The sequence below is a fragment of the Lacrimispora sp. genome (genome assembly GCF_046972725.1).
GTDB lineage: Bacteria > Bacillota > Clostridia > Lachnospirales > Lachnospiraceae > Lacrimispora.
On sequence record NZ_JBKVXF010000002.1, the window covers coordinates 196783 to 219127 of the forward strand.

Sequence of the window (22345 nt, forward strand, 5' to 3'; positions counted from 1 at the left end):
AAGGAAGCCTGCAATTGAGGAGCTAATACTTGTATTAGCTCCTTTTTCTGTAAATCAGACACAGAAAACTGTAAGTTATGCTCCCCTATATTGAAATTAAATATCTGCAGTAGGAAAATACAACTGTAAACAAAGTGCAGGCAGAAAGGAGCAAATGATATGACACAGGAATTACAAAAAGAAGAGGATGTAAGGCAGCTGATAACGAAAAGAAAGGATGATCGACTATGAAGAAAGTAGCATTGGTAAGCCCTTTAAGAACCGCTGTCGGTTCGTTTAACGGAACTCTCTCATCTTTAGATGCTCCGGCTATGGGAGCAGCCGTAATCAAAGCATGTCTTGATCAAAGTAAATTAGAGAGTTCATTCATTGATGAAGTTTTTTTGGGGAATGTTCTCCAGGCAGGGAACGGACAGAATCCTGCCAGGCAGGCTGCATTAAATGCAGGTGTACCCATTGAAACGCCTGCATCAACCATTAATACTCTCTGCGGTTCCGGACTTCATGCCGTTGCATTGGCATACGATTCCATTTTGGCAGAGCAGGGAAATCTTGTGCTGGCCGGTGGTATGGAAAACATGTCAGGAGCACCTTATCTTTTAAAGAATGCCAGAAATGGTTACCGCCTGGGGCATGGAGAACTGTTAGACAGTATGTTAAGTGACGGTCTTACCTGCGCGGTCAATCATATCCATATGGGGATTACTGCAGAGAATGTTGCAGAAAAATATAATATCACCAGGCAGGAGCAGGATGAATTCTCCTATATCAGCCATAAAAAGGCAGCGGATGCCCAGAATCGGAATGCATTTGAAAAGGAAATTGTTCCTGTAACCGTCAAAAAGAAAAAAGAAGAAATCTGTTTTTCCAGGGACGAACACGTCAAATCAGATACCTCAATAGAAAAGCTATCCAAATTAAGGACCGTTTTCAAACAGAATGGAACCGTCACCGCTGGAAATGCATCTCCCATTACCGATGGTGCAGCAGCAATGCTTGTGGCCTCCGAAGAAAAATGCAGGGAGCATGATTTAAAACCGTCTGCTTATATCAAGGGGTATTCTCTGGTTGGTGTGGACCCTGCATACATGGGAATCGGCCCGTTAAAAGCAATTGCGACCCTTCTTAAAAAACAGGGATTATCCATAGATCAAATTGACCTTTTTGAAATAAATGAAGCCTTTGCCGCACAGGCACTGGCCGTATCAAAAGAACTTGGAGTGGACAATAAAAAGCTCAATGTAAATGGCGGGGCCATTGCAATCGGCCATCCATTGGGAGCAAGCGGAGCACGGATACTTGTCACGCTGTTACACGAAATGAGGGAAAGATCCGCACATTATGGAGTCGCATCCTTATGCATTGGGGGAGGAATGGGAATTGCCATGCTGGTGGAAAATGCACTCGTTTAATAAAGTTTCAGGGAAAGGAAGATGATTATGAAACAAAAAGAAATACTGTCATTGCAATCCATGCCCGCAGCCAGTCCAAGCTATGGCCGTCCTCCATGCCGGTTCAACAACCGGGAATATTTTACAATTCGCTACATATCTGACCCGGATGCGATCCGTCAGGCAGTTCCGGAACCCCTGGAGCCTGACGGAAGCAATATAGTTCTCTATGAATGGATTAAAATGCCCGATTCGTCAGGCTTTGGTGATTATGAAGAAAGCGGAAACGTAATTCCCTGTACCTTCAATGGAGAACCCTGTAATTTTACCGCCCAGATGTACTTAAATAACGGCCCTGCCATTCTTGGAGGACGTGAAATCTGGGGATTTCCAAAAAAGTGGGGCCATCCTGCGCTCAGAGTGGAAGAAACGGAAACCTTAACCGGAACCCTATATTATAATAACATGCTGGTGGCAATGGGAACCATGCCCTTTAAGTACAATACGCTGGATGGAAATGACATTGCAAAGACCATAGCAAAAACACAGGTGAATTTAAAATTAATCCCTGATGTTGATGGAAGTCTTAAAATTGCACAGCTGGCTGCTTACAATCTGGACAACATTACCGTAAAGGGAGCATGGTCCGGTCCGGCCCGGTTGAGCCTGATTCCTCATGCAAATGCTCCTGTGGCAGATTTGCCTGTAAGAACCTGTATCGAAGGAATGCATTTCATTGCAGATTTAACATTGCCATACGCAAGGGTGATCCATGATTATCTAAAGGAAGACGGAGGATATATAAAAGATGATAAATAAACAGATATCGGCCCGGGAAGCAGTAAAACGGGTAAAAGATGGGGATACGGTCATGATTGGCGGCTTTTTGGCAGGAGGCCATCCCGAACATCTGGTAAATGCTCTTTTAAATACAAATTCTTCTTCTGGCCTGACTATTATTTCCAATGATACCGGTACCACGGAGCTGTCCATCTATCAATTGGTGAAAAGCGGCAGAGTAAAACATATCATTGCCTCTTATATCGGTTCAAATCCGGAAACCGGAAGGCTGTTAATGACGAAAGAAGCAAAGGTCCAGTTGTTTCCCCAGGGAACCCTGGCTGAAAAAATACGTGCAGGAGGTGCAGGCCTTGGCGGTATTTTGACTCCTGTGGGAATCGGTACTGTTATAGAAGAAGGAAAGCAGAAATTAAAGATTGACCAGAAGGAGTATTTGCTCGAACTGCCTCTCAAAGCAAATGTAGCCCTGATCAGGGCCAATCAAGCAGATGAAACAGGCAATCTCATAATCAATGGCTCATCCCGCAATTTTAATATGGTTATGGCAACCGCTGCCGACTATGTGATTGCAGAGGTTGATGAATGTGTGAAAACAGGGGAAATTGATCCAAATCATGTCAACGTACCTGGTATCTTTGTAGACGCTATTGTAAAGGTGGGATGATGGAGATGAATAAGAGAGAATTTATAGCAAAAAGGATAGCGAAGGAACTGAAAGACGGCGATGTTGTAAATCTTGGCATTGGATTGCCTACAATGGTCGCAAACTACATACCGGAAGGAATTGATATCATGCTGCAGGCCGAAAACGGGATACTTGGTGTAGGTCCGAATGCAGGTCCTGAAGAAAAAACACTGGATTGCATTGATGCAGGAGGAAATTATGTTACTACGGTGAAAGGAGCCAGCTTTTTTGACAGTTCCCTTTCCTTTTCCATCATACGTGGCGGACATGTAGATATAACCGTTTTGGGGGCTCTGGAGGTTGACGAGGAAGGCAATGTGGCAAACTGGATGGTACCGGGGAAAAAGGTTCCGGGAATGGGGGGAGCCATGGATCTGGTAGTAGGAGCAAGAAAGGTGATCCTGGCCATGGAGCATGTAAATAAGAACGGAGCACCAAAGATCGTAAAACGGTGTAAGCTGCCTCTGACCGCAGTAAATGTGGTAAAGACCATCGTAACGGATATGGCTGTCATTGATGTGGTTCCGGAAAAAGGGCTGGTGGTAAAAGAAATCGCTCCTGGTCTTTCGGTAGATGACGTTCAAAAAGCAACCGATGCCCGGCTTTCCATTGCATCGGATCTAAAGGTAATTGAAGTTTAGAAAAGTAAAGAAGCAATTATTATGGATATCAGCGGATTACCGGAAAATGCAAAAAATCACGGAAATTCCAAGGTAATATGATAAAAAGCCCTTTTGTGGGTTTCACTTATCAAGTGAAGCCGCAAAAGGGCTTTCATCTTTGCAGCCGAGGATTACATGGTTTCTGCAATGGCATCAGCCAGAGCGATAATATCCGCAAGCTGGTCTTTTTTCACAGAAGATTTGATGGTGACCATATGATCAAGTATGGTCATGTTCTTCATTTCAGAGATGATTTCGGTCATCTTCTTACCGGCTAAAACGCCCCAGGAGCCATTTTCCATCAGGGCAACCGTACGGTTTTGTACATTGTGAGACTTCATATCATTGAGCAGATGCTCCATGCTGCTGAACACGCCGCCATTGTAGGTGGCGGAAGCAAATACCAGATGACTGCAGCGGAATGCTTCTGAAATGATTACGGACGGATGGGTTACGGATACGTCATACATGGCAATGTTTCGTATGCCCCGCTCAGAAAGGTGTCCGGCAAGGATATTGGCAGCGTTTTCTGTATTTCCGTAAATGGAGCCGTATGCGATCATAACCGCCTGTTCTTCCGGTACATAGCTGCTCCAGGTCTGATATTTATCCACGTACCAGCAAATATCAGAGCGCCATACCGGGCCGTGGAGAGGACAAAGAATCTGTATATCCAGCGGAGTCACCTTTTTAAGAAGAGTCTGTGTGGACGGCCCGTATTTTCCTACGATATTGGAATAATATCTTCTGGAATCGTCAAGCCAGTCACGCTCAAAGTTCACTTCGTCTGCAAATAAGTTTCCGTTCATTGCGCCAAAGGTACCAAATGCATCAGCGGAAAAAAGAATCTTGTCTGTCATATCATAAGTAACCATAACTTCCGGCCAGTGGACCATTGGAGCCATGTAGAAGGTAAAGGTATGCTTGCCGGTATTAAAGGTATCCCCTTCTTTTATGACAATGGCTCTGGAATCGACGCCAAATTCATAAAACTGATTGATGATGGGGACTGTCTTGGCATTGCAGACAACCTTTACATTCGGATATCTGCTTACCATGTCTCCCAAAGTGGCACAGTGGTCCGGTTCCATATGGTTGACAACGATATAATCTAAGTCCCGTCCGCCAAGGACCGCTTCCACATTCTCGATAAACTGTCCGGCAATTGCCCGGTCAACAGTATCAAAAAGAACGGTTTTTTCATCAAGCAGGACGTAAGAATTATAAGAAATCCCTCTCGGAATTGGGTAAGCGTTTTCGAACAGAGCGAGACGGCGGTCACTTCCCCCAACCCAGAATAAGTCGTCTTTGATTTTTTTTACACAATACATGTTGCAGCCTTCCTTTCTTTCGTTCGTTCTATCCTATCGTTATGAAGTATACTATATTTTTAAGGAAATGTCATTGTTTTTTCTACAAAAATAGTAGGATTTCCGGGTATTATAAGCCTTCTTGAATAATTTTATCTCTATACTGCTTCCCAATCATCAGGCCTGTGACAATATCATATGGACAATGACGAAAAATAACCGCTTTTTTTATTAAGACAATTGAAACGGAAGTTGTTATAATAGGGACAGATCATGGAGGACGGAACATGGATGAGAAGAAAAAAGTGGTAAAAGATATTATTGGATATGTGGAAGAACGGCTGTCTTTGGAGGAAGGACTGAATCTTGAGGCAATCGCCAATTATGCCGGTTATTCAAGATTTCATTTGAACCGGATATTTTCCGAAGTGACCGGTTGTACGCTTTACCGGTATGTCAAAGAGAGAAGGCTTACAGAAGCCGCAAAAAGGCTCATAAAACAAGAAGAATCTTCCATCGCAGAGATTGCTCAGGAAGCCTCGTACCAGTCGCAGCAGGCATTTACCTATGCCTTTAAAAAAGCCTATGGCTGTACGCCTAAGACGTACAGAGAAGAAGGAATCTGCAAGGAATTAAGAACCATGGAAGAAATCATAAAACGGACAGAACAAAGGAGGTGCGCCGCATGAATTTTATTCCTCATGTCATTGAGCAGACGGCAGCAGGCGAACGCAGCTATGATCTTTTTTCCCGCCTGATGAAGGAACGGATCATCTTTCTTGGAGACGAGGTAAATGATGAATCCGCCAGGCTTCTTATTGCCCAGCTTTTGTTTCTGGAATCGGAAGATCCTTCAAAGGATATCTCCTTTTACATCAACAGTCCGGGCGGCTCCATAACCGCAGGGCTGGCCATATATGACACGATGCAGTTTATCAAATGTGATGTCTCCACCATCTGCCTTGGACTGGCAGCCAGCTTCGGGGCCTTTTTACTGGCCGGAGGAACAAGGGGAAAGCGGTTTGCCCTTCCTAATTCGGAAGTCATGATTCATCAGGTCGGGGTTCAGAGCATTGGAGGCAAGGCTGCGGATATCTCCATTTTATCCAATAAGATGCAGGCAGATAAGCTGCGGTTAAACCGGATCATGGCTGAAAATACCGGCCATACCGTCGAAGAGATCGACCGGGATACAGACCGTGATAATTATATGTCGGCAGCAGAAGCAAAGACTTACGGGATCATCGATGACATATTGGAACGGAGAAATTAAGACTGGTTTCAGGGTTCAATCCGAAAAAGGGATTGAACCCTTTTCTTATTTTTGGTACAGTAGATTTTATGAAAGGAGGCGGGATCAGTGGACCAGACAAGGGAGAACATTCTGGTAAGCGCCTGTCTGCTGGGAGTCAACTGCCGTTATGACGGCGGAAACGGCAGAAGGGAATGGGTGGTTTCTCTGATGGACCGGTACAACTTAATTCCGGTCTGCCCCGAACAGCTTGGCGGTCTTCAGACCCCAAGGGAACCGGCGGAGAGACAGGAGACAGGCTCTGTGACAGACAAAAACGGCAGGGACGTAACGGAGTACTTTATCAGAGGCGCGAAGGAAACATTAAAAATAGCAGAACTTTACGGCTGCAGGCGGGCCATACTAAAGGAACGAAGCCCATCCTGCGGACATGGGGTCATTTATGACGGAACATTTTCAGGTACAAAGGTTCCTGGAAACGGGATTACAGCCGGTCTTTTGGAGGAAAACGGAATTACCGTAACGGGAGAGAGCGGAGTCAAAGAACAGTTTGAAACAGAGAGTTGATCATACGGATAAGGAGACGAATCACCATGAAAACAGCAATTAAAAGACAACAGGCACTTCAGTTACTGATGAAATACAACCAGGAACCCTTTCATCTGCTCCATGGTCTTACTGTGGAAGGGGTAATGCGCTGGTATGCAAAGGAACTGGGGTACAAAGAGGAAGAAGATTTCTGGGGCCTGGCCGGGCTTCTTCATGACGTGGATTTTGAGAAATTTCCGGAGGAGCACTGCAAAAAGGCGCCGGAGCTTCTTTCTGAAATCGGAGCAGAGGAAGAACTGGTTCATGCCATATGCAGCCATGGCTATGGAATCTGTGTGGATATCAAGCCGGAACATGAAATGGAAAAAGTTCTGTTTGCAGCCGATGAACTGACCGGACTCATCGGTGCTGCGGCAAAAATGCGTCCTTCTAAAAGTGTTATGGACATGGAAGTTTCCAGTTTAAAGAAAAAATACAAGGATAAAAAATTTGCGGCAGGATGTTCCAGAGACGTGATCTCTTCCGGAGCAGAAAATCTGGGCTGGACCCTGGAGGAATTGATGGAAAAAACAATTCTTGCCATGCGCTCCTGTGAAGAATCCGTAAATCAGGAACTGGAAACGCTTGTGTAGAAATGAGCGGAACAGAAAGATTATAAACCTTGCTGCACGAAAGTTTAAATATGCATGAAAATGAAAAATTATGCATTCTTTTTCAAAAATACTTGACAGCACGTAGTAATTGGGATATCATTTCCGTTAAATATCCAGACAATAACCTGTATCAGAGGAGAAAGACGCTATGAAAAAAGTTGTGAAATTCGGGGGCAGCTCTTTAGCCAGCGCAAAGCAGTTTAAAAAGGTAGGCGATATCATCCGCGGCGATAAATCAAGACGGTATGTGGTTCCATCCGCACCGGGAAAGAGAAATGACAAGGATGAGAAGGTGACGGATTTGCTGTATCAATGTTATGAAGCAGCCTCCGGCGGAAAAAGCTACAAGAAGATTTTGGAAAAGATCAGAGAACGGTATGAGGAGATCATAGACGGTCTTAATATAAACCTGAATCTGGACTTTGAATTTTCCGTGATTGAAGAAAATTTTCTCAAAAAAGCCGGCCGGGATTATGCAGCCTCCAGAGGCGAATACTTAAACGGTATGGTGATGGCGGAGTATTTAGGCTTTGAATTCATTGACGCAGCGGAAGTGATCTTCTTTGATGCAGACGGAAACTTTGAGGCAGATTTAACAAACCAGGAACTTGGAGAACGTCTGGAACATGTGGAAAAAGCGGTTATTCCAGGCTTTTACGGTGCAAAGCATGACGGAACCATCAAGACATTTTCAAGAGGCGGTTCAGATATAACCGGTTCCATTGTTGCCAAGGCCATTCATGCCGACATGTATGAGAACTGGACCGATGTGTCCGGATTTCTGGTTGCAGATCCAAGGATCATTAAGAATCCGGAAGTGATCGAGACCATTACATACAGGGAACTCAGGGAACTGGCATATATGGGTGCCAGTGTTCTTCACGAGGATGCCATATTCCCCGTAAGAAAAGAAGGAATCCCAATCAATATCAGAAATACCAATAAGCCGGAAGACAAAGGAACTCTCATCGTGGAGAGCACCTGCAGAAAGCCCAATTATACCATTACGGGAATCGCAGGAAAGAAAGGGTTCTGCTCTATCAATATTGAAAAGGCCATGATGAATGCTGAGGTCGGTTTTGGGAGAAAGGTGCTGGAGGTATTTGAAAAGTACGGGGTTTCCTTTGAACATATGCCGTCTGGCATCGATACCATGACCGTGTTTGTCCATCAATCGGAATTTGAAGAATTTGAACAGGCTGTGATCGCCGGGATCCACCGGGCAGTGGAACCGGATTTTGTGGAGCTGGAATCCGATCTTGCCTTGATTGCAGTAGTAGGAAGAGGAATGAAGGCCACCAGAGGGACTGCCGGAAGGATTTTCTCCGCGCTTGCCCATTCCAGAGTGAACGTAAAGATGATTGACCAGGGCTCCAGTGAACTCAACATCATCATCGGTGTCAAGAATGCAGATTTTGAAGAAGCTATTAAGGCGATCTATGATATATTCATCATGACAGAAGTATAAAAAATAAGGCAGGGTAAAAAGCAGACGCTTTCTATCCTGTCTTTTGATTTTTTACGGATAAAAGTCTATGGAACTGCTGCAGATTATGGTACAATCTTAGTATTAAATACATCATGCGGAGGTAATTATGCAGTATCGTAAATTTGGAAAAACAGGACTGAGCGTATCAGCTTTAGGGTTTGGAGCCATGAGACTTCCGGTATTGGAAGACAACCGGGTCGATGAAGCGCGGGCAATTGCCATGATCCGTCATGCCATTGACGAGGGAGTCAACTATGTGGATACGGCATATCCCTATCATCAGGGAGAAAGTGAACGGATCGTAGGAAAGGCACTGTCAGACGGCTACCGGGAGAAAACCTATCTTGCCACCAAGTGTCCGGTATGGAAGCTGGAAAAAGCAGAAGATTTTGAGATTCTTCTCAATGAACAGCTGGAAAAGCTCCAGACAGACCATGTGGATTTTTATCTGCTTCATGCTTTGAGCAGGGAACGCTTTGAAGAGAAGGTCAAAAAATTTGAACTTGTAAAGCAGATGGAAAAAGCAAGAAAGGATGGAAAAATCAGATATCTTGGATTTTCCTTCCATGATTCATATGACGTATTTCAGGATATCCTAGATTATTATGATGGATGGGATTTTTGCCAGATCCAGTATAACTATGTGGATCTGACTCATCAGGCAGGAGCAAAAGGATTAAAGGAAGCGGCAGCAAAAGGGCTTGCTGTGGTAATCATGGAGCCTCTTCTTGGGGGAAAGCTGGCAAATCCGGCGGATCATGTAAAAAAGATATTTCCTAAGGATAAGTCCTGCGTAGAGTATGCTCTTGACTTTTTATGGGATCAGCCGGAGGTAAGCCTGCTTCTTAGCGGAATGAGCGACGAAGCCCAGTTAGAGGACAATCTCCAATATGCAGACAGAAGCCATGTCCACATGGTAACAGAAGAGGAAAAGGAGATATACAAAAAGGCAAAGGAAGTATATGATTCCATGGCATTGGTGGGCTGTACCGGCTGCCGTTACTGCATTCCCTGCCCCTTTGGACTTCCGATTCCGGATATCTTTACTCTTTACAACATGACTGCCGCACACAAGGAGGAAGAAGCAAAAGAGAGATACCGTTCCATTTCCGTCAATGCCAGGGAATGCAGGGCCTGCCACCACTGTGAAAAGGAATGCCCGCAGATGATAAAGATCAGCCAGGTCATGCCGGAGGTGGCAAAGGTGTTTGCAAAACTGGAAGCCTGATCACTTTAATAAGGAGGAACTGTTTATGCTGGAAAAAATAGATTTATCAAAAAGGATCGGTAAGGATGCCTATAAAGAAAGAATCAGGGAACAAAGTGAAAAGCTGGGAGAATTGCAGCGAAGATGCAAGGAGGCAGGAATTCCCGTCATGATCGTGTTTGAAGGTCTGGGAGCATCCGGAAAAGGAACTCAGATCAATCACCTGATACAGGCACTGGATCCCAGAGGCTTTGATGTGTATGCCAATGATAAATCAACCAGAGAGGAGCGTCTGCACCCGTTTTTATGGCGTTTCTGGACCAAGCTTCCGGCCCAGGGCAGGATCGCTCTTTTTGACAGAAGCTGGTACCGGCAGGTGACCATGGAACGGTTCGACGGCAAAATACCGGAAGCCGCCATGCCGGGAGCATTGCGTGATATCCAGTCCTTTGAACGGCAGTTGACGGATGACGGAATGGTCATAATTAAACTGTTTCTCTATATTTCAGAAAAAGAACAGAAACAACGGTTTAAAAAGCTGGAAAGCTCCAAAGATACCAGCTGGCGGGTATCCAAAGATGACTGGCGGAGGAATAAAGACTACAGCCGGTTTATAAGCATTTGTGAAGAGATGCTTGAAAAGACGGATATGGACTATGCCCCATGGAACATCATTGAAGCTACGGACCGGAGGTATGCCTCGGTAAAGATCATGACTCTTGTGACGGACTGCTTAGAGGAAGCGTTAAGACAGCGGGAGATTCGGGGAGAGCGTAAGGAAAAAGAAATTCCGGTCCGTTCCATACAGTATCAAAACGGAGTTCTCTCCGGTGTGGATTTGACCAAATCCTTATCAAGGGAGGATTACAAAAAAGAGATTGGTTATTTACAAAAACGTCTTGAGCGGCTCCACAGCCAGATATATCTGCGTAAAATCCCGGTGGTTCTTGGGTTTGAGGGCTGGGATGCAGCCGGAAAAGGCGGGGCCATCAAACGCCTGACCAGCCATCTGGATCCAAGAGGATATAAGGTCTTTCCCACGTCAGCCCCCAACGATCTGGAACGGGTTCATCATTATCTGTGGCGTTTTTGGAATCATGTGCCAAAGGCCGGGCACATTGCCATCTTTGACCGTACCTGGTATGGCCGCGTGCTGGTGGAGCGGATCGAAGGCTTTTGCAGTGAAGAAGAGTGGAAGCAGGCATACCAGGAGATCAATGAGATGGAGGATCATATGGCCAATGCCGGCGCTGTAGTCTTAAAGTTCTGGCTCCACATCGATAAAGACGAGCAGGAACGCCGTTTTCTTGCACGCCAGGAAAATCCGCAAAAGCAGTGGAAGATAACGGAAGAAGACTGGAGAAACCGGGAAAAGTGGGACCAGTATGAGGAGGCGGTCAACGAGATGCTGGTGCGCACCTCAACCACCTATGCTCCATGGATTGTAGTGGAAGGAAACTGCAAGTATTATGCCAGGGTAAAGATATTAAGAACGGTAGTCGATGTTCTGGAAGCAAAGATCAGGGAGACAAAGAAAAATCCGTGACTGCTTGTATTTTCATCTTTTTTCGTGTAAAGTAGGAAAAGAGTGAATGAACCAGGAGGAAACGGTATGAATACGGTTTTAGTCGTGGGCGGGGGCGCTGCAGGGATGCTGGCTGGTATAGCAGCAGCCATGAAGGGCAGTACCGTCCATATTTTTGAGAAAAATGAAAAGCTTGGCAAGAAAGTCTACATTACAGGAAAAGGACGCTGCAACGTGACCAATGCCTGTGACACAGAAGAATTATTCGGACATGTAGTGACCAATGCCAAATTTTTATATAGCAGTTTTTATGGATTTACCAATTTTGATATGATGGAGCTTTTAGAGAATCTTGGCTGTCCGTTAAAAACAGAGCGTGGCAGCCGGGTATTTCCGGTATCGGACAAATCCTCGGATGTGATCAGGGCATTGACCCAGAGACTTCTGGATCTTGGAGTTTCCATTCACTACCGGTCTGAGGCAGAACATCTTCTCATAGAAAACGGTGCAGTGACCGGTCTTGTCATAAAGAACGGGGGAAAAAAAGAAACGGTTCTTGCAGATGCGGTAATCGTTGCCTGCGGCGGCTTTTCCTATCAGGCCACCGGTTCTACCGGAGATGGCTATGAGCTGGCAAAAGAAGCAGGCCATACCGTCACGCCACTGTCTCCTGCCCTGGTTCCCTTTGTTGCAGAGGAGCCGGTGGTAAAAGAACTTCAGGGATTGTCTCTGCGCAATGTGGAAGCCACGGTTTCCAGAGGAAAGAAAATCATCTACAGGGAATTCGGAGAAATGCTCTTTACCCATTACGGTGTCAGCGGCCCTGTGCTCTTAAGTGCCAGCAGTTATGCGGCAAAGGAGTTAAAAAAAGGTCCTCTGACCCTTTCCATCGATTTAAAGCCGGCTCTTTCTAAAGAACAGCTGGATGCCAGACTTCTGCGTGAATTTGAAGAGTCCATCAACAAACAGTTTAAGAATTCTTTAAATAACTTATATCCGGCCAAGCTGGTTCCGGTCATGGTAGACCGAAGCGGCATATCTCCGGAAAAAAAGGTCAATGAGATCACAAAAGAAGAGCGGCAGCGGATCGTTCAGCTGACCAAGGAATTTACCCTTACGCTTACCGGACTCCGGGCCTATAACGAGGCCATCATTACTCAGGGAGGCATCTCTGTCAAGGAGGTCAATCCCTCCACCATGGAATCAAAGCTTGTCTCCTGCCTTTATTTTGCAGGGGAAGTCCTTGATTTAGATGCTGTCACAGGAGGTTTTAATCTGCAGATCGCCTGGTCTACCGGCTGGGCGGCCGGAAGTGCTGCAGGAGAGGAGAAAACGAAAGATGAAAAAGGTTTATAATATAGCAATCGACGGGCCTGCAGGAGCAGGAAAAAGCACCATTGCCAGATCCGTTGCCAGAAAGCTTCATTTCGTATATGTAGATACAGGTGCCATGTACCGCGCCATGGCGCTCCATTTTTTGAGGAATGGAATTTCTTCTTCCGATGAAGCCGCCATTTCCCGGGCTGCCGAGGATGTGGATGTGACCATTTCCTACAAAAACGGGGAGCAGCAGGTGCTTTTAAACGGAGAGAATGTGTCCGGTTTCATCCGGACGGGAGAAGTCAGCGCCATGGCTTCCGCAACTTCGGTCTATCTGCCGGTACGCAAAAAACTGATGGAGCTTCAAAAAAAGCTTGCAGAAAAAGAAAATGTCATCATGGATGGCAGAGATATCGGAACCTGTGTCCTTCCGGATGCAGATCTTAAGATCTATCTGACTGCAAGCAGCAAGGTGCGTGCCAGAAGGCGGTTTGGACAGCTGAAAAACAGCGGAAGGGAATACACTCTGGAGGACATTGAAAGAGACATTATCGAGAGGGATAACCAGGATATGAACCGGTCAATTGCCCCTTTAAAGAAGGCAGACGATGCGTTCCTGGTGGATTCATCCAACATGACAGCCAGACAGGTGGAAGAACAGATCGTGGAATTATTCAGGCAAAAGACAGAGAAAGGGGAGAAGTAGACATGGAAGTGGTGATTGCAAAGTCAGCAGGATTCTGCTTTGGTGTGAAACGGGCCGTAGAGCAGGTCTATGAACAGCTGGAAAGAAACGATAAGCCCATCTATACCTATGGACCCATTATCCATAACGAAGAAGTGGTAAAGGATCTGGAAGAAAAGGGAGTAAAGGTCATCCATACGGAAGAGGAATTAAGGCAGATCATGGACGCTGTGGTCGTCATAAGATCCCATGGAGTCGGCAGACAGGTTTACGAAATTATGAAAGAAAACGGAATCGAAATTATCGATGCCACCTGTCCTTATGTGCGCAAGATTCACAGGATAGCAGAAGAACAGTGTAAGGACGGAAGACGCCTGGTCATCATTGGAAACGAAAAGCATCCGGAAGTACAAGGTATTAAAGGCTGGGGAAATGCCAATACTTTAGTATTGGAAACACCCGAACAAGTGGAAAGATTACCTTTGTCAGAAGGAGATAGGCTGTGTATTGTATCACAGACGACATTTAATTACAAGAAATTTCAAGATTTAGTTGAAAAAATTTCTGAAACGAGGTATGATATACTTGTTTTAAATACGATTTGCAATGCAACACAGGAAAGACAGGTGGAAGCAAAGCGGATAGCTTCAGAAGTGGATGCCATGATTGTCATTGGCGGAAAGAGCAGTTCTAATACCCAGAAGCTGTACGAGATATGCCGAAGGGAATGTAAGAATACTTACTATATCCAGACACTAGGTGATTTAGATCCTGATTGTGTAAATTCTGTGCGCAGCGTAGGTATTACAGCCGGGGCTTCAACCCCGAATCATATTATCGAGGAGGTTCATACTAATGTCAGAGTTAAGTTTTGAACAAATGTTAGAAGAATCATTAAAAACCATACGTACAGGAGAGATCGTCACTGGTAAAGTCATCGACGTAAAAGAAGATGAAATAGTCTTGAATATAGGTTACAAGTCTGACGGCATTATTCCGCGTAGCGAGTACACGGATGTCCAGAATTTTGATCTTACAACTGTTGTACAGGTTGGTGAAGAGATGGAAGCCAAAGTCATCAAGGTAAACGATGGCGAAGGTCAGGTTGCTCTGTCTTACAAGAGACTGGCAGCAGACAGAGGCAATAAAAAGCTGGAAGAAGCATTTGAAAACCACGAAGTACTTACTGCAAAGGTTGCACAGGTGCTTGACGGCGGTTTAAGTGTTGTTGTAGAGGGCGCAAGAGTCTTTATTCCTGCAAGTCTGGTATCCGATACTTACGAGAAGGATCTATCCAAATATGCAGATAAGGAAATTGATTTCATTATTACAGAATTCAATCCTAAGAGAAGAAGAATCATCGGCGACAGAAAACAGCTCATGGTTGCCAAGAGAGCAGAGCTGCAGAAAGAATTATTCAGCAGAATCCATGCAGGAGATGTTGTAGAAGGTACGATCAAGAACGTAACAGATTTCGGTGCATTCATCGATCTTGGCGGCGCAGATGGTTTGCTTCATATCTCTGAGATGAGCTGGGGCAGAGTGGAAAGCCCGAAGAAAGCATTCAAGGCCGGAGAAAAAGTTAAAGTTTTAATTAAGGACATCAATGGCGATAAGATCGCATTAAGCTTAAAGTTCCCTGAGACCAATCCATGGAAAGATGCTTCTGAGAAGTATGCAGTAGGTAATATTGTAAACGGAAGAGTTGCACGTATGACAGATTTCGGTGCTTTCGTAGAACTGGAACCAGGTGTGGACGCACTTCTTCATGTATCCCAGATTTCCAGAGAGCATGTAGAGAAACCTTCCGATGTGCTTTCTATCGGTCAGGAAATTGAAGCAAGAGTCGTTGATTTCAACGAAGATGATAAAAAGATCAGTTTAAGCATCAAAGCGCTGCAGGCGCAGGATGATATGGAAGATTCTTCTGCATATTCTGACGAAGCTTAAACATAATAAGATATATATTACAGATAAGGAAGTGGAGCGATCCACTTCCTTTTTGAATACAAAAAACCAGGAAAGGGGAAATTATGAAAAGGAAAACCAGTGTCTGCCTGACGATTTTGGGGATACTGTCTCTTCTGATGGCAGGCTGTAACAATCAGAAGGAAGTTCTGCCGGAGGAGACTGCTGCGCAGCCGGTCAATGTGCAGGGAGAAGCAAAGAATGAGAGAAAACAGGCGGCAGGCAAGGCAGAATTGGCAGAGGATTACTATGATTATGTGAATGAGAAGGTTTTAAAGGAAAAAGAGATACCAAAGGATTCCAATAACTGGAGTTATTTTTATGATCTGGACAAAAAGGCGTATGAGGTTCTTCATGAGACACTGAGCGAAGCCGTCAAAAACCGAAGCAGTGCAAAGCCTGGATCTCTCCAGCAGAAAATTGCAGATTTATATCTTACCGCTTTGGATAAGAATGGAAGAGAATCCGCCGGTCTTTCACAGTTAAAGCCTTATATAGAAAGCATCAGAGATGCTTCCAGTCTTAACGAGTATTTCGATGCTGCCGGAACCATCTATTCGGAGATCGGCTTTGGAAGCATTATTCTTCCTCAGTGGCAGGAGGATTTGAAGGATTCCACCCGGTACGCCTTGTACTTTGCAGGAGCGGACTTAGGACCGGGAAAAGAAACACTGGAGGATGAGTCACAGGCGGATTTAATAAAAAGCTATGAGGCGTATATTGGAAGAACCATGGAATATTCCGGCATGGAGCCAAAGGAAGCAAAAAAGGCAGCAGCAGAGATTCTGGCATTTCAGAAAGATTTAGCAAAAACCGCCCTTCCCTTGAGCCAGAGAAATGATCCGGGAATGATTTATAATCCTTATAGACTGGAAGAATTGAATAAGCTCTTCCCGTCTGGAACCATGGACCGTTTCATTCAGGCAGCCGGACTTTCAGGGCTTGACACTTATGTGGTCAGCCAGGAAGAGCAGATGAAAACCATCAGCAGCTATCTTACGGAAGATTCTCTGCCCCTTCTTAAAAATTACACCATCTTCTGTCTGATGAATGATTTCGGAATCTATCTGACGCCGGAAATCCGTGATAATTACAGAGACTGGCATAATCTTCAAAACGGAATCAAAGAAAGAAAATCCGATGAAAAAATGGCAAGTGAAATGACTCAGGATATGCTGGGGTTTGAATTTGGACAGCTTTATGTGGAAAAGCAGTTTTCAAAAGAAGATAAAAAGGCCATTGAAGAAATGGTGCAGCAGATTTTAAATGCCTATAAAAGCCAGATCATGGCCCTGGACTGGATGGGAGCTGAAACCAAGGAAGCTGCCATCCGGAAGCTGGATCACATGACACTGAAAATCGGGTACCCGGATATATGGCCCGATGATTATGCAGCTGCATCCGTTGTTCCGGCAGAACAGGGCGGAAATTTCATTGACAATACCCTTTCCCTTGTAAAAGCCAGGAATGCAGTGCAAAAGGAGAAAGTACGCAGGCCGGTGGATAAAGGAGAGTGGGCCATGACCCCTCAGACCGTCAATGCTTATTATAATCCTACAGGCAATGAGATCGTTTTTCCGGCAGCAATTCTTCAGCCCCCATTTTATGATCCCAATGCAGATGCTGCATCAAATCTTGGAGGGATCGGAATGGTCATCGCTCATGAAGTCAGCCATGCTTTTGATTCTTCCGGTTCCCAGTACGATGAAAACGGGAATTTTCATGTATGGTGGTCAGAAGAAGACCGGACAAAATTTAAGGAACGGGCGGATCGGGTGGTGGCTTATTACAGTGAACAGGAAGGGTTTGAGGGGCGCAAGGTAAACGGTCTGCAGACCCTTGATGAAAATATTGCAGATCTTGGCGCCCTGGCATGCATTACTGCAATTGCAGGTGATGATAAGGAAGCCTTAAGGCTTTTGTTCCGTCAGTATGCTACCATATGGGCATCCAAATATACGCCGGAAGCCATGATTAAGAGACTGAACACCGATGTTCATTCACCGGCAAAGGTGAGAGTCAATGCGGTTCTCCGCTCCACGGATGCTTTTTACAAAGCCTATCCTGACATAAAGGAGGGAGATGGCATGTATGAAGTGCCCGGGAAACGGGTGAAGATATGGTAAAATAAGATCGAAAAAGCCGTACCCGGAAGAAATACCGGGATACGGTTTTTTTCAAAACCAGCTTACCGGCCGTGACAAATAAAAAATTTTTGAAAAAGTTTTATAAAAATCTTGACAACTTCCTTAAGTTAGCATATACTAACCTACAGGAAATGGAAATGATTATCAATAGTTTAAAAAAGAAAGAAGATGACGAATGATGCCTTTAACAATGGTGAAATCTGGTGAGCCTAATGTGATCCGAAAAATAGGAGGAAAAGAAGAAACAAGACGTTTTTTGGAAAACCTGGGATTTGTTACCGGCGGGATCGTTACTGTTGTCTCTGAAATCGGAGGAAACATGATTGTGAATGTGAAAGATTCCAGAGTAGCGATTGGTAAAGATATGGCCAATAAAATCATGGTAGGGTAAAGAAGGAGAAAAAAGATGACATTAAAGGAAGTTCCATGCGGAAAAACAGTTAAGGTAACCAAACTGACCGGTGAGGGTCCGGTGAAAAGAAGGATTATGGATATGGGAATCACGAAAGGCGTAGACGTTTTCGTAAGAAAAGTAGCCCCCCTTGGTGATCCTGTTGAGGTTACGGTGAGAGGTTATGAATTATCCCTTCGGAAAGCGGATGCGGAAATGATTGTTGTGGAGTAGTTTTTTTTTACATAAGAGTTAGGTAAAACTAATGCCAAACAAATTAGTGCTGACAGGCAGAAAGAGGTAGAGTATGTCAATTAAAATTGCATTAGCAGGTAATCCAAACTGCGGAAAGACGACGCTGTTTAATGCGCTTACGGGATCGAATCAGTTTGTGGGGAACTGGCCGGGCGTTACAGTTGAGAAAAAAGAAGGAAAGTTAAAAGGCCATAAGGATGTAATCATCATGGATCTTCCTGGTATTTATTCCCTTTCTCCCTATACCCTGGAAGAAGTGGTTGCCAGAAATTATCTGATCGGAGAACGGCCGGATGTGATTTTGAATATTGTGGATGGTACAAATATCGAACGTAACCTCTATTTGTCCACCCAGTTAATGGAGCTTGGGATTCCGGTGATCATGGCCGTCAATATGATGGATGTTGTTGAGAAGAACGGAGACAAGATACATATCAATAAGCTGAGCCAGAAACTTGGCTGTGAAGTTGTGGAAATCTCCGCATTAAAGGGAACAGGTATTAAGCAGGCGGCTGAGAAAGCGGTTGCTCTTGCCAGCCAGAAAAAGAACGTTTCGGTTCACAAGTTCCAGCCGGAGCTTGAAAGCGTATTGGAATCCATTGAAGAAAAATTAGGAAATGATGTTCCGGAAGATCAGAAGCGTTTCTTTGCAATCAAACTTTTGGAAAAAGATCAGAAGATTGAAAGCCAGCTGAAAAAGGTTCCTGATGTATCCGAAGAGATCAGCCTGATTGAACGGGAGATGGATGATGATACGGAAAGTATTATCACCAATGAACGGTATGTGTATATTTCGTCTATTATAAAAGAATGCTATACAAAGAATAAAAAGAATGCGATTACGGTGTCAGATAAGATTGACCGTATTGTCACGAACCGTTTCCTGGCGCTTCCGATCTTTGCAGTGATTATGTATCTTGTGTATTATGTATCTGTAACAACCGTAGGTACCTGGGCAACGGACTGGGCCAATGATGGAGTGTTTGGTGAAGGCTTCAGCTTCTTTGGCATTGATGTTCCCGGTGTTCCTGTTGTTATCGGAAACATTTTGACAGCAGTAGGATGCGCAGACTGGCTCCAGGGCCTGATTCTTGACGGAATCGTGGCTGGTGTTGGTGCAGTATTAGGCTTTGTGCCTCAGATGCTGGTTCTTTTCATTTTCCTCGCCTTTCTTGAGAGCTGCGGATATATGGCGAGAGTTGCATTTATCATGGACCGGGTGTTCCGTAAGTTCGGACTTTCCGGTAAATCATTTATTCCGATACTGATCGGTACCGGCTGCGGCGTTCCTGGTGTTATGGCTTCCCGTACCATTGAGAATGACCGTGACCGTAAGATGACCGTTATGACTACCACATTTATTCCATGTGGGGCAAAGCTTCCGATCATTGCCCTGATTTCAGGCGCACTGTTTGGCGGAGCTTCCTGGGTTGCACCGAGTGCTTATTTTGTAGGAATCGCTGCGATTGTCTGCTCCGGTATTCTTCTGAAAAAGACAAGCAGATTTGCAGGTGAGCCAGCTCCTTTCGTTATGGAGCTTCCGGCATATCATATTCCTACGGTAGGAAATATTTTAAGAAGCATGTGGGAGCGGGGCTGGTCCTTTATTAAGAAGGCAGGAACCATTATTCTTTTAGCAACTATTTTTGTTTGGTTTACCTCTTACTTCGGCTGGGTAGACGGACAGTTCAGATTGTTAGACACTATGGAGCTTGACCATAGCATACTGGCAGCGTTAGGCGGTGCGGTCAGCTGGATATTCGCTCCTCTGGGCTGGGGTGACTGGAAGTCTGCAGTTGCTGCAATTACCGGACTGATTGCCAAAGAGAACGTCGTAGGAACCTTTGGTGTTCTTTACGGATTTGCAGAAGTAGCGGAAGATGGAAGCGAAATATGGGGAACTCTTGCAGGAAGCATGACAACCATTGCCGCTTATTCCTTCCTGGTATTTAATCTTCTTTGTGCCCCATGTTTTGCCGCTATGGGTGCAATCAAGAGAGAGATGAATAACATTGGCTGGTTCTGGTTTGCAATCGGTTATCAGACGATCCTCGCATATGTGATTTCATTATGTGTTTATCAGTTTGGTATGCTGATTACAACTGGTACATTCGGGTTCTTTACCTTCGTAGCCTTTGCTTTGCTTGCAGGACTTATTTATATGCTTGTGAGACCTGGAAAAGAAGCGAATGCAACAAAAGCAAACTTAAAGGGTGTAGCACGTGCAAGATAAGCTGCAGAACACGTAGACAAGAGCCTGCATGAATGTGCAGGCTCGAAATATAAGGAGGTACTTCTATGGGAACATTTGTTGTGCTGATGGTTGTCATCGGTGTGGTGGCATTGATCATTAAGGGTATGATTCGAGACAAAAAGAACGGGAAATCCATTCAATGCGGCGTATCATGTGAACATTGTGGAGGGCATTGCAGTCACTAAAGACTGCAGCCGGAAGGTAAATGGTAAGATTTCTATTACGGAAAATGGAGGTGCCTAAATGGAAGATCGCAATATTATCAGTGAAAAAAGAAAAGTGACTGATTCCAGAAGCTATCACAGATCAAGAATGCAGAAAGAGCTTATTATTGAAAAGCTGAAGGAAAGAGGATGCAGAATAACAAAACAGCGCCTTACGCTGCTGGATATTATTCTGGAACATGAATGCTCCAGCTGTAAGGAGATATATTATAAAGCATCAAAAGTTGACGAGAGCATCGGTGCCGCAACCGTTTACCGGATGGTAAATGTCCTGGAAGAAATCGGTGCAATCAGCCGCAAGAACATGTATAAGATCGCTTATTCAGAGACTTGTTCCATGGAAGATGCGTGTACTGTGGTACTGGATGATGAGACCACCTATCATCTGTCTGCAAAGAGCTGGAATACGGTTGTAAGGGCAGGACTTTCTGCATGCGGTTATTTGCATGACCAGAAGATTTCATCCATATCAGTAAAGCCATGCGAATGTGAGCAGGCTGGTTGCTATTAATTTTATTAATTTGAGGTTAGTCATTCCTAACCCATAGAATGAGCATATAGAATATGAATACAGGAACAGGATTTGAGTTATGCAATAATGGTATTGATTACCATGAAATCATCGAGTGCATCGTAAGTGCGCTGGATGCAAAGGACCCTTATACGGCGGGGCATTCTCAAAGGGTCAGCGATATGGCGCTGACCCTTTCTGCGTTATTGGAACTTCCTCAGGCAGAGGTGGAGAGGATCCATATTGCGGCTCATCTTCATGACATCGGTAAAATCGGTGTTCCCGATGCGGTTCTTAATAAACCGGACAGGCTTTCCGGCGAAGAATGGGAAGCCATGAAAAAGCATCCCAGGATCGGTGCCGAAATTTTAAGCAAATCCAGACATCTGAATGAACTGAAAGAAATTGTTCTATATCATCATGAACGCTATGACGGCAAAGGCTATCCAGACGGCTTAAAAGGAAAAGAAATTCCTGTGGGTGCCAGAATCATAGCCATCTGTGATTCCATTGATGCCATGACGTCTGACCGGGGTTACCGGGGTGCTTATTCCTTAGACCACTGTTATGAAGAAATCAAAAAGAATCTGGGACTGATGTATGACCCGGATATCGGAGCTCTGGCGCTGCTGCGTTGGTCTGAAGTGACAGTTGCTGCACGCAAAATTGATAAAATTTATCAATTATAAAGATTACCTTTGACTAACTGAAAACACGGTTGATATGATGATATAAACTGAAAAGTTGGTAATTAATAGGAGGATACAAAAGATGTGGGATATTACTAAAATTAAAAACACAGGAATTTTTGTTGGAGGGATCCTGTTTGGAACAGCCGGTATAAAGCTTCTTTCCAGCAAGGACGCAAAAAAGGTATATACCAATTGCACCGCAGCGGTTCTTCGGGCAAAGGATTGTGTGATGAAAACGGCAACTGTCGTTCAGGAAAACGCAGAAGATATTCTTGCGGAAGCAAAGCAGATCAATGAAGAACGTGAATTAAAAGAGGCTGCTGCAGAAGTATCTGAGGGTGCAGAAGCATAAAAAGGTTAAGACCGCCAGAATA

The 22345-nt window shown here is 44.8% G+C and carries 24 protein-coding genes; 23 read left to right on the top strand and 1 reads right to left on the bottom strand.

The features are described from left to right. Positions 1–227: 227 nt before the first annotated feature. Genes ACLTWA_RS09090 through ACLTWA_RS09105 form a run of 4 tightly spaced genes read left to right on the top strand, consistent with a single transcriptional unit; the run spans position 228 to position 3518 of the window. Positions 228–1412 carry a thiolase family protein gene (locus ACLTWA_RS09090; RefSeq protein ID WP_412327382.1) on the top strand — a complete coding sequence of 395 codons (1185 nt, stop codon included), beginning with the start codon at positions 228–230 and terminating at the stop codon, positions 1410–1412. Positions 1413–1439: 27 nt separating this feature from the next. Beyond that, a complete protein-coding gene (locus ACLTWA_RS09095) occupies positions 1440–2210 on the top strand; it encodes an acetoacetate decarboxylase (protein WP_412327383.1) in 771 nt (256 codons plus the stop codon). Continuing rightward, positions 2200–2856: a CoA transferase subunit A gene (locus ACLTWA_RS09100; protein WP_412327384.1), complete on the top strand. Its 657-nt coding sequence runs from the start codon at positions 2200–2202 to the stop codon at positions 2854–2856. The genes ACLTWA_RS09095 and ACLTWA_RS09100 overlap by 11 nt, the downstream gene beginning before the upstream one ends. A gap of 5 nt (positions 2857–2861) precedes the next feature. After that, a complete protein-coding gene (locus ACLTWA_RS09105; RefSeq protein ID WP_412327385.1) occupies positions 2862–3518 on the top strand; it encodes a 3-oxoacid CoA-transferase subunit B in 657 nt (218 codons plus the stop codon). A 152-nt stretch (positions 3519–3670) separates the two neighbouring features. On the opposite strand, the gene ACLTWA_RS09110 is transcribed toward ACLTWA_RS09105, so the two are convergent. Further along, a complete protein-coding gene (locus ACLTWA_RS09110; RefSeq protein ID WP_412327386.1) occupies positions 3671–4870 on the bottom strand; it encodes an FprA family A-type flavoprotein in 1200 nt (399 codons plus the stop codon). Positions 4871–5136: 266 nt separating this feature from the next. Here ACLTWA_RS09110 and ACLTWA_RS09115 point away from each other — a divergent pair, with 266 nt between their 5' ends. The 19 genes from ACLTWA_RS09115 (at position 5137) to ACLTWA_RS09205 (ending at position 22323) form a co-directional block, all read left to right on the top strand. Beyond that, positions 5137–5538: a helix-turn-helix domain-containing protein gene (locus ACLTWA_RS09115; protein WP_412327387.1), complete on the top strand. Its 402-nt coding sequence runs from the start codon at positions 5137–5139 to the stop codon at positions 5536–5538. Beyond that, positions 5535–6122: an ATP-dependent Clp protease proteolytic subunit gene (locus tag ACLTWA_RS09120; protein WP_412327388.1), complete on the top strand. Its 588-nt coding sequence runs from the start codon at positions 5535–5537 to the stop codon at positions 6120–6122. Before ACLTWA_RS09115 ends, ACLTWA_RS09120 begins: the two co-directional genes overlap by 4 nt. Positions 6123–6209: 87 nt before the next feature. Continuing rightward, positions 6210–6668 (top strand): DUF523 domain-containing protein, encoded by a 459-nt coding sequence (locus ACLTWA_RS09125; protein WP_412327389.1) that lies wholly within the window; start codon positions 6210–6212, stop codon positions 6666–6668. A 26-nt stretch (positions 6669–6694) separates the two neighbouring features. Further along, positions 6695–7282: an HD domain-containing protein gene (locus tag ACLTWA_RS09130; RefSeq protein ID WP_412327390.1), complete on the top strand. Its 588-nt coding sequence runs from the start codon at positions 6695–6697 to the stop codon at positions 7280–7282. Positions 7283–7451: 169 nt separating this feature from the next. Then, complete coding sequence (locus tag ACLTWA_RS09135; RefSeq protein WP_412327391.1) at positions 7452–8771, top strand: aspartate kinase; 1320 nt, start codon at positions 7452–7454, stop codon at positions 8769–8771. A gap of 127 nt (positions 8772–8898) precedes the next feature. Beyond that, complete coding sequence (locus ACLTWA_RS09140) at positions 8899–10020, top strand: aldo/keto reductase (RefSeq protein WP_412327392.1); 1122 nt, start codon at positions 8899–8901, stop codon at positions 10018–10020. Between the two features lie 25 nt (positions 10021–10045). Further along, positions 10046–11545 (top strand): polyphosphate:AMP phosphotransferase, encoded by a 1500-nt coding sequence (gene pap / locus ACLTWA_RS09145; protein WP_412327393.1) that lies wholly within the window; start codon positions 10046–10048, stop codon positions 11543–11545. Positions 11546–11611: 66 nt separating this feature from the next. Further along, positions 11612–12880, top strand: a complete 1269-nt coding sequence (locus ACLTWA_RS09150) for an NAD(P)/FAD-dependent oxidoreductase (protein ID WP_412327394.1) — start codon at positions 11612–11614, stop codon at positions 12878–12880. Beyond that, complete coding sequence (cmk, locus tag ACLTWA_RS09155) at positions 12864–13550, top strand: (d)CMP kinase (RefSeq protein WP_412327395.1); 687 nt, start codon at positions 12864–12866, stop codon at positions 13548–13550. The genes ACLTWA_RS09150 and cmk overlap by 17 nt, the downstream gene beginning before the upstream one ends. Before the next feature lie 2 nt (positions 13551–13552). Then, positions 13553–14404: a 4-hydroxy-3-methylbut-2-enyl diphosphate reductase gene (gene ispH, locus ACLTWA_RS09160; RefSeq protein ID WP_412327396.1), complete on the top strand. Its 852-nt coding sequence runs from the start codon at positions 13553–13555 to the stop codon at positions 14402–14404. Next, entirely contained in the window at positions 14385–15479 is a 1095-nt protein-coding gene (gene rpsA / locus ACLTWA_RS09165; RefSeq protein ID WP_412327397.1) for a 30S ribosomal protein S1, read from the top strand. The genes ispH and rpsA overlap by 20 nt, the downstream gene beginning before the upstream one ends. 83 nt (positions 15480–15562) lie before the next feature. Further along, a complete protein-coding gene (locus ACLTWA_RS09170) occupies positions 15563–17623 on the top strand; it encodes a M13 family metallopeptidase (RefSeq protein ID WP_412327398.1) in 2061 nt (686 codons plus the stop codon). A gap of 196 nt (positions 17624–17819) precedes the next feature. Continuing rightward, positions 17820–18035: a FeoA family protein gene (locus tag ACLTWA_RS09175; protein WP_412327399.1), complete on the top strand. Its 216-nt coding sequence runs from the start codon at positions 17820–17822 to the stop codon at positions 18033–18035. Between the two features lie 15 nt (positions 18036–18050). Then, positions 18051–18269 (top strand): FeoA family protein, encoded by a 219-nt coding sequence (locus ACLTWA_RS09180; RefSeq protein WP_412327400.1) that lies wholly within the window; start codon positions 18051–18053, stop codon positions 18267–18269. Between the two features lie 73 nt (positions 18270–18342). Next, positions 18343–20523: a ferrous iron transport protein B gene (gene feoB / locus ACLTWA_RS09185; RefSeq protein WP_412327401.1), complete on the top strand. Its 2181-nt coding sequence runs from the start codon at positions 18343–18345 to the stop codon at positions 20521–20523. Positions 20524–20588: 65 nt separating this feature from the next. Then, positions 20589–20729, top strand: a complete 141-nt coding sequence (locus tag ACLTWA_RS09190; protein ID WP_412327402.1) for a FeoB-associated Cys-rich membrane protein — start codon at positions 20589–20591, stop codon at positions 20727–20729. A 58-nt stretch (positions 20730–20787) separates the two neighbouring features. Further along, a complete protein-coding gene (locus ACLTWA_RS09195; RefSeq protein ID WP_412327403.1) occupies positions 20788–21279 on the top strand; it encodes a transcriptional repressor in 492 nt (163 codons plus the stop codon). 53 nt (positions 21280–21332) lie between these two features. After that, positions 21333–21968, top strand: coding sequence for an HD-GYP domain-containing protein (locus ACLTWA_RS09200; protein WP_412327404.1), 636 nt, complete (start codon positions 21333–21335; stop codon positions 21966–21968). 82 nt (positions 21969–22050) lie between these two features. Further along, positions 22051–22323 carry a DUF6110 family protein gene (locus ACLTWA_RS09205; RefSeq protein ID WP_412327405.1) on the top strand — a complete coding sequence of 91 codons (273 nt, stop codon included), beginning with the start codon at positions 22051–22053 and terminating at the stop codon, positions 22321–22323. The last annotated feature ends 22 nt before the right edge of the window (positions 22324–22345 follow it).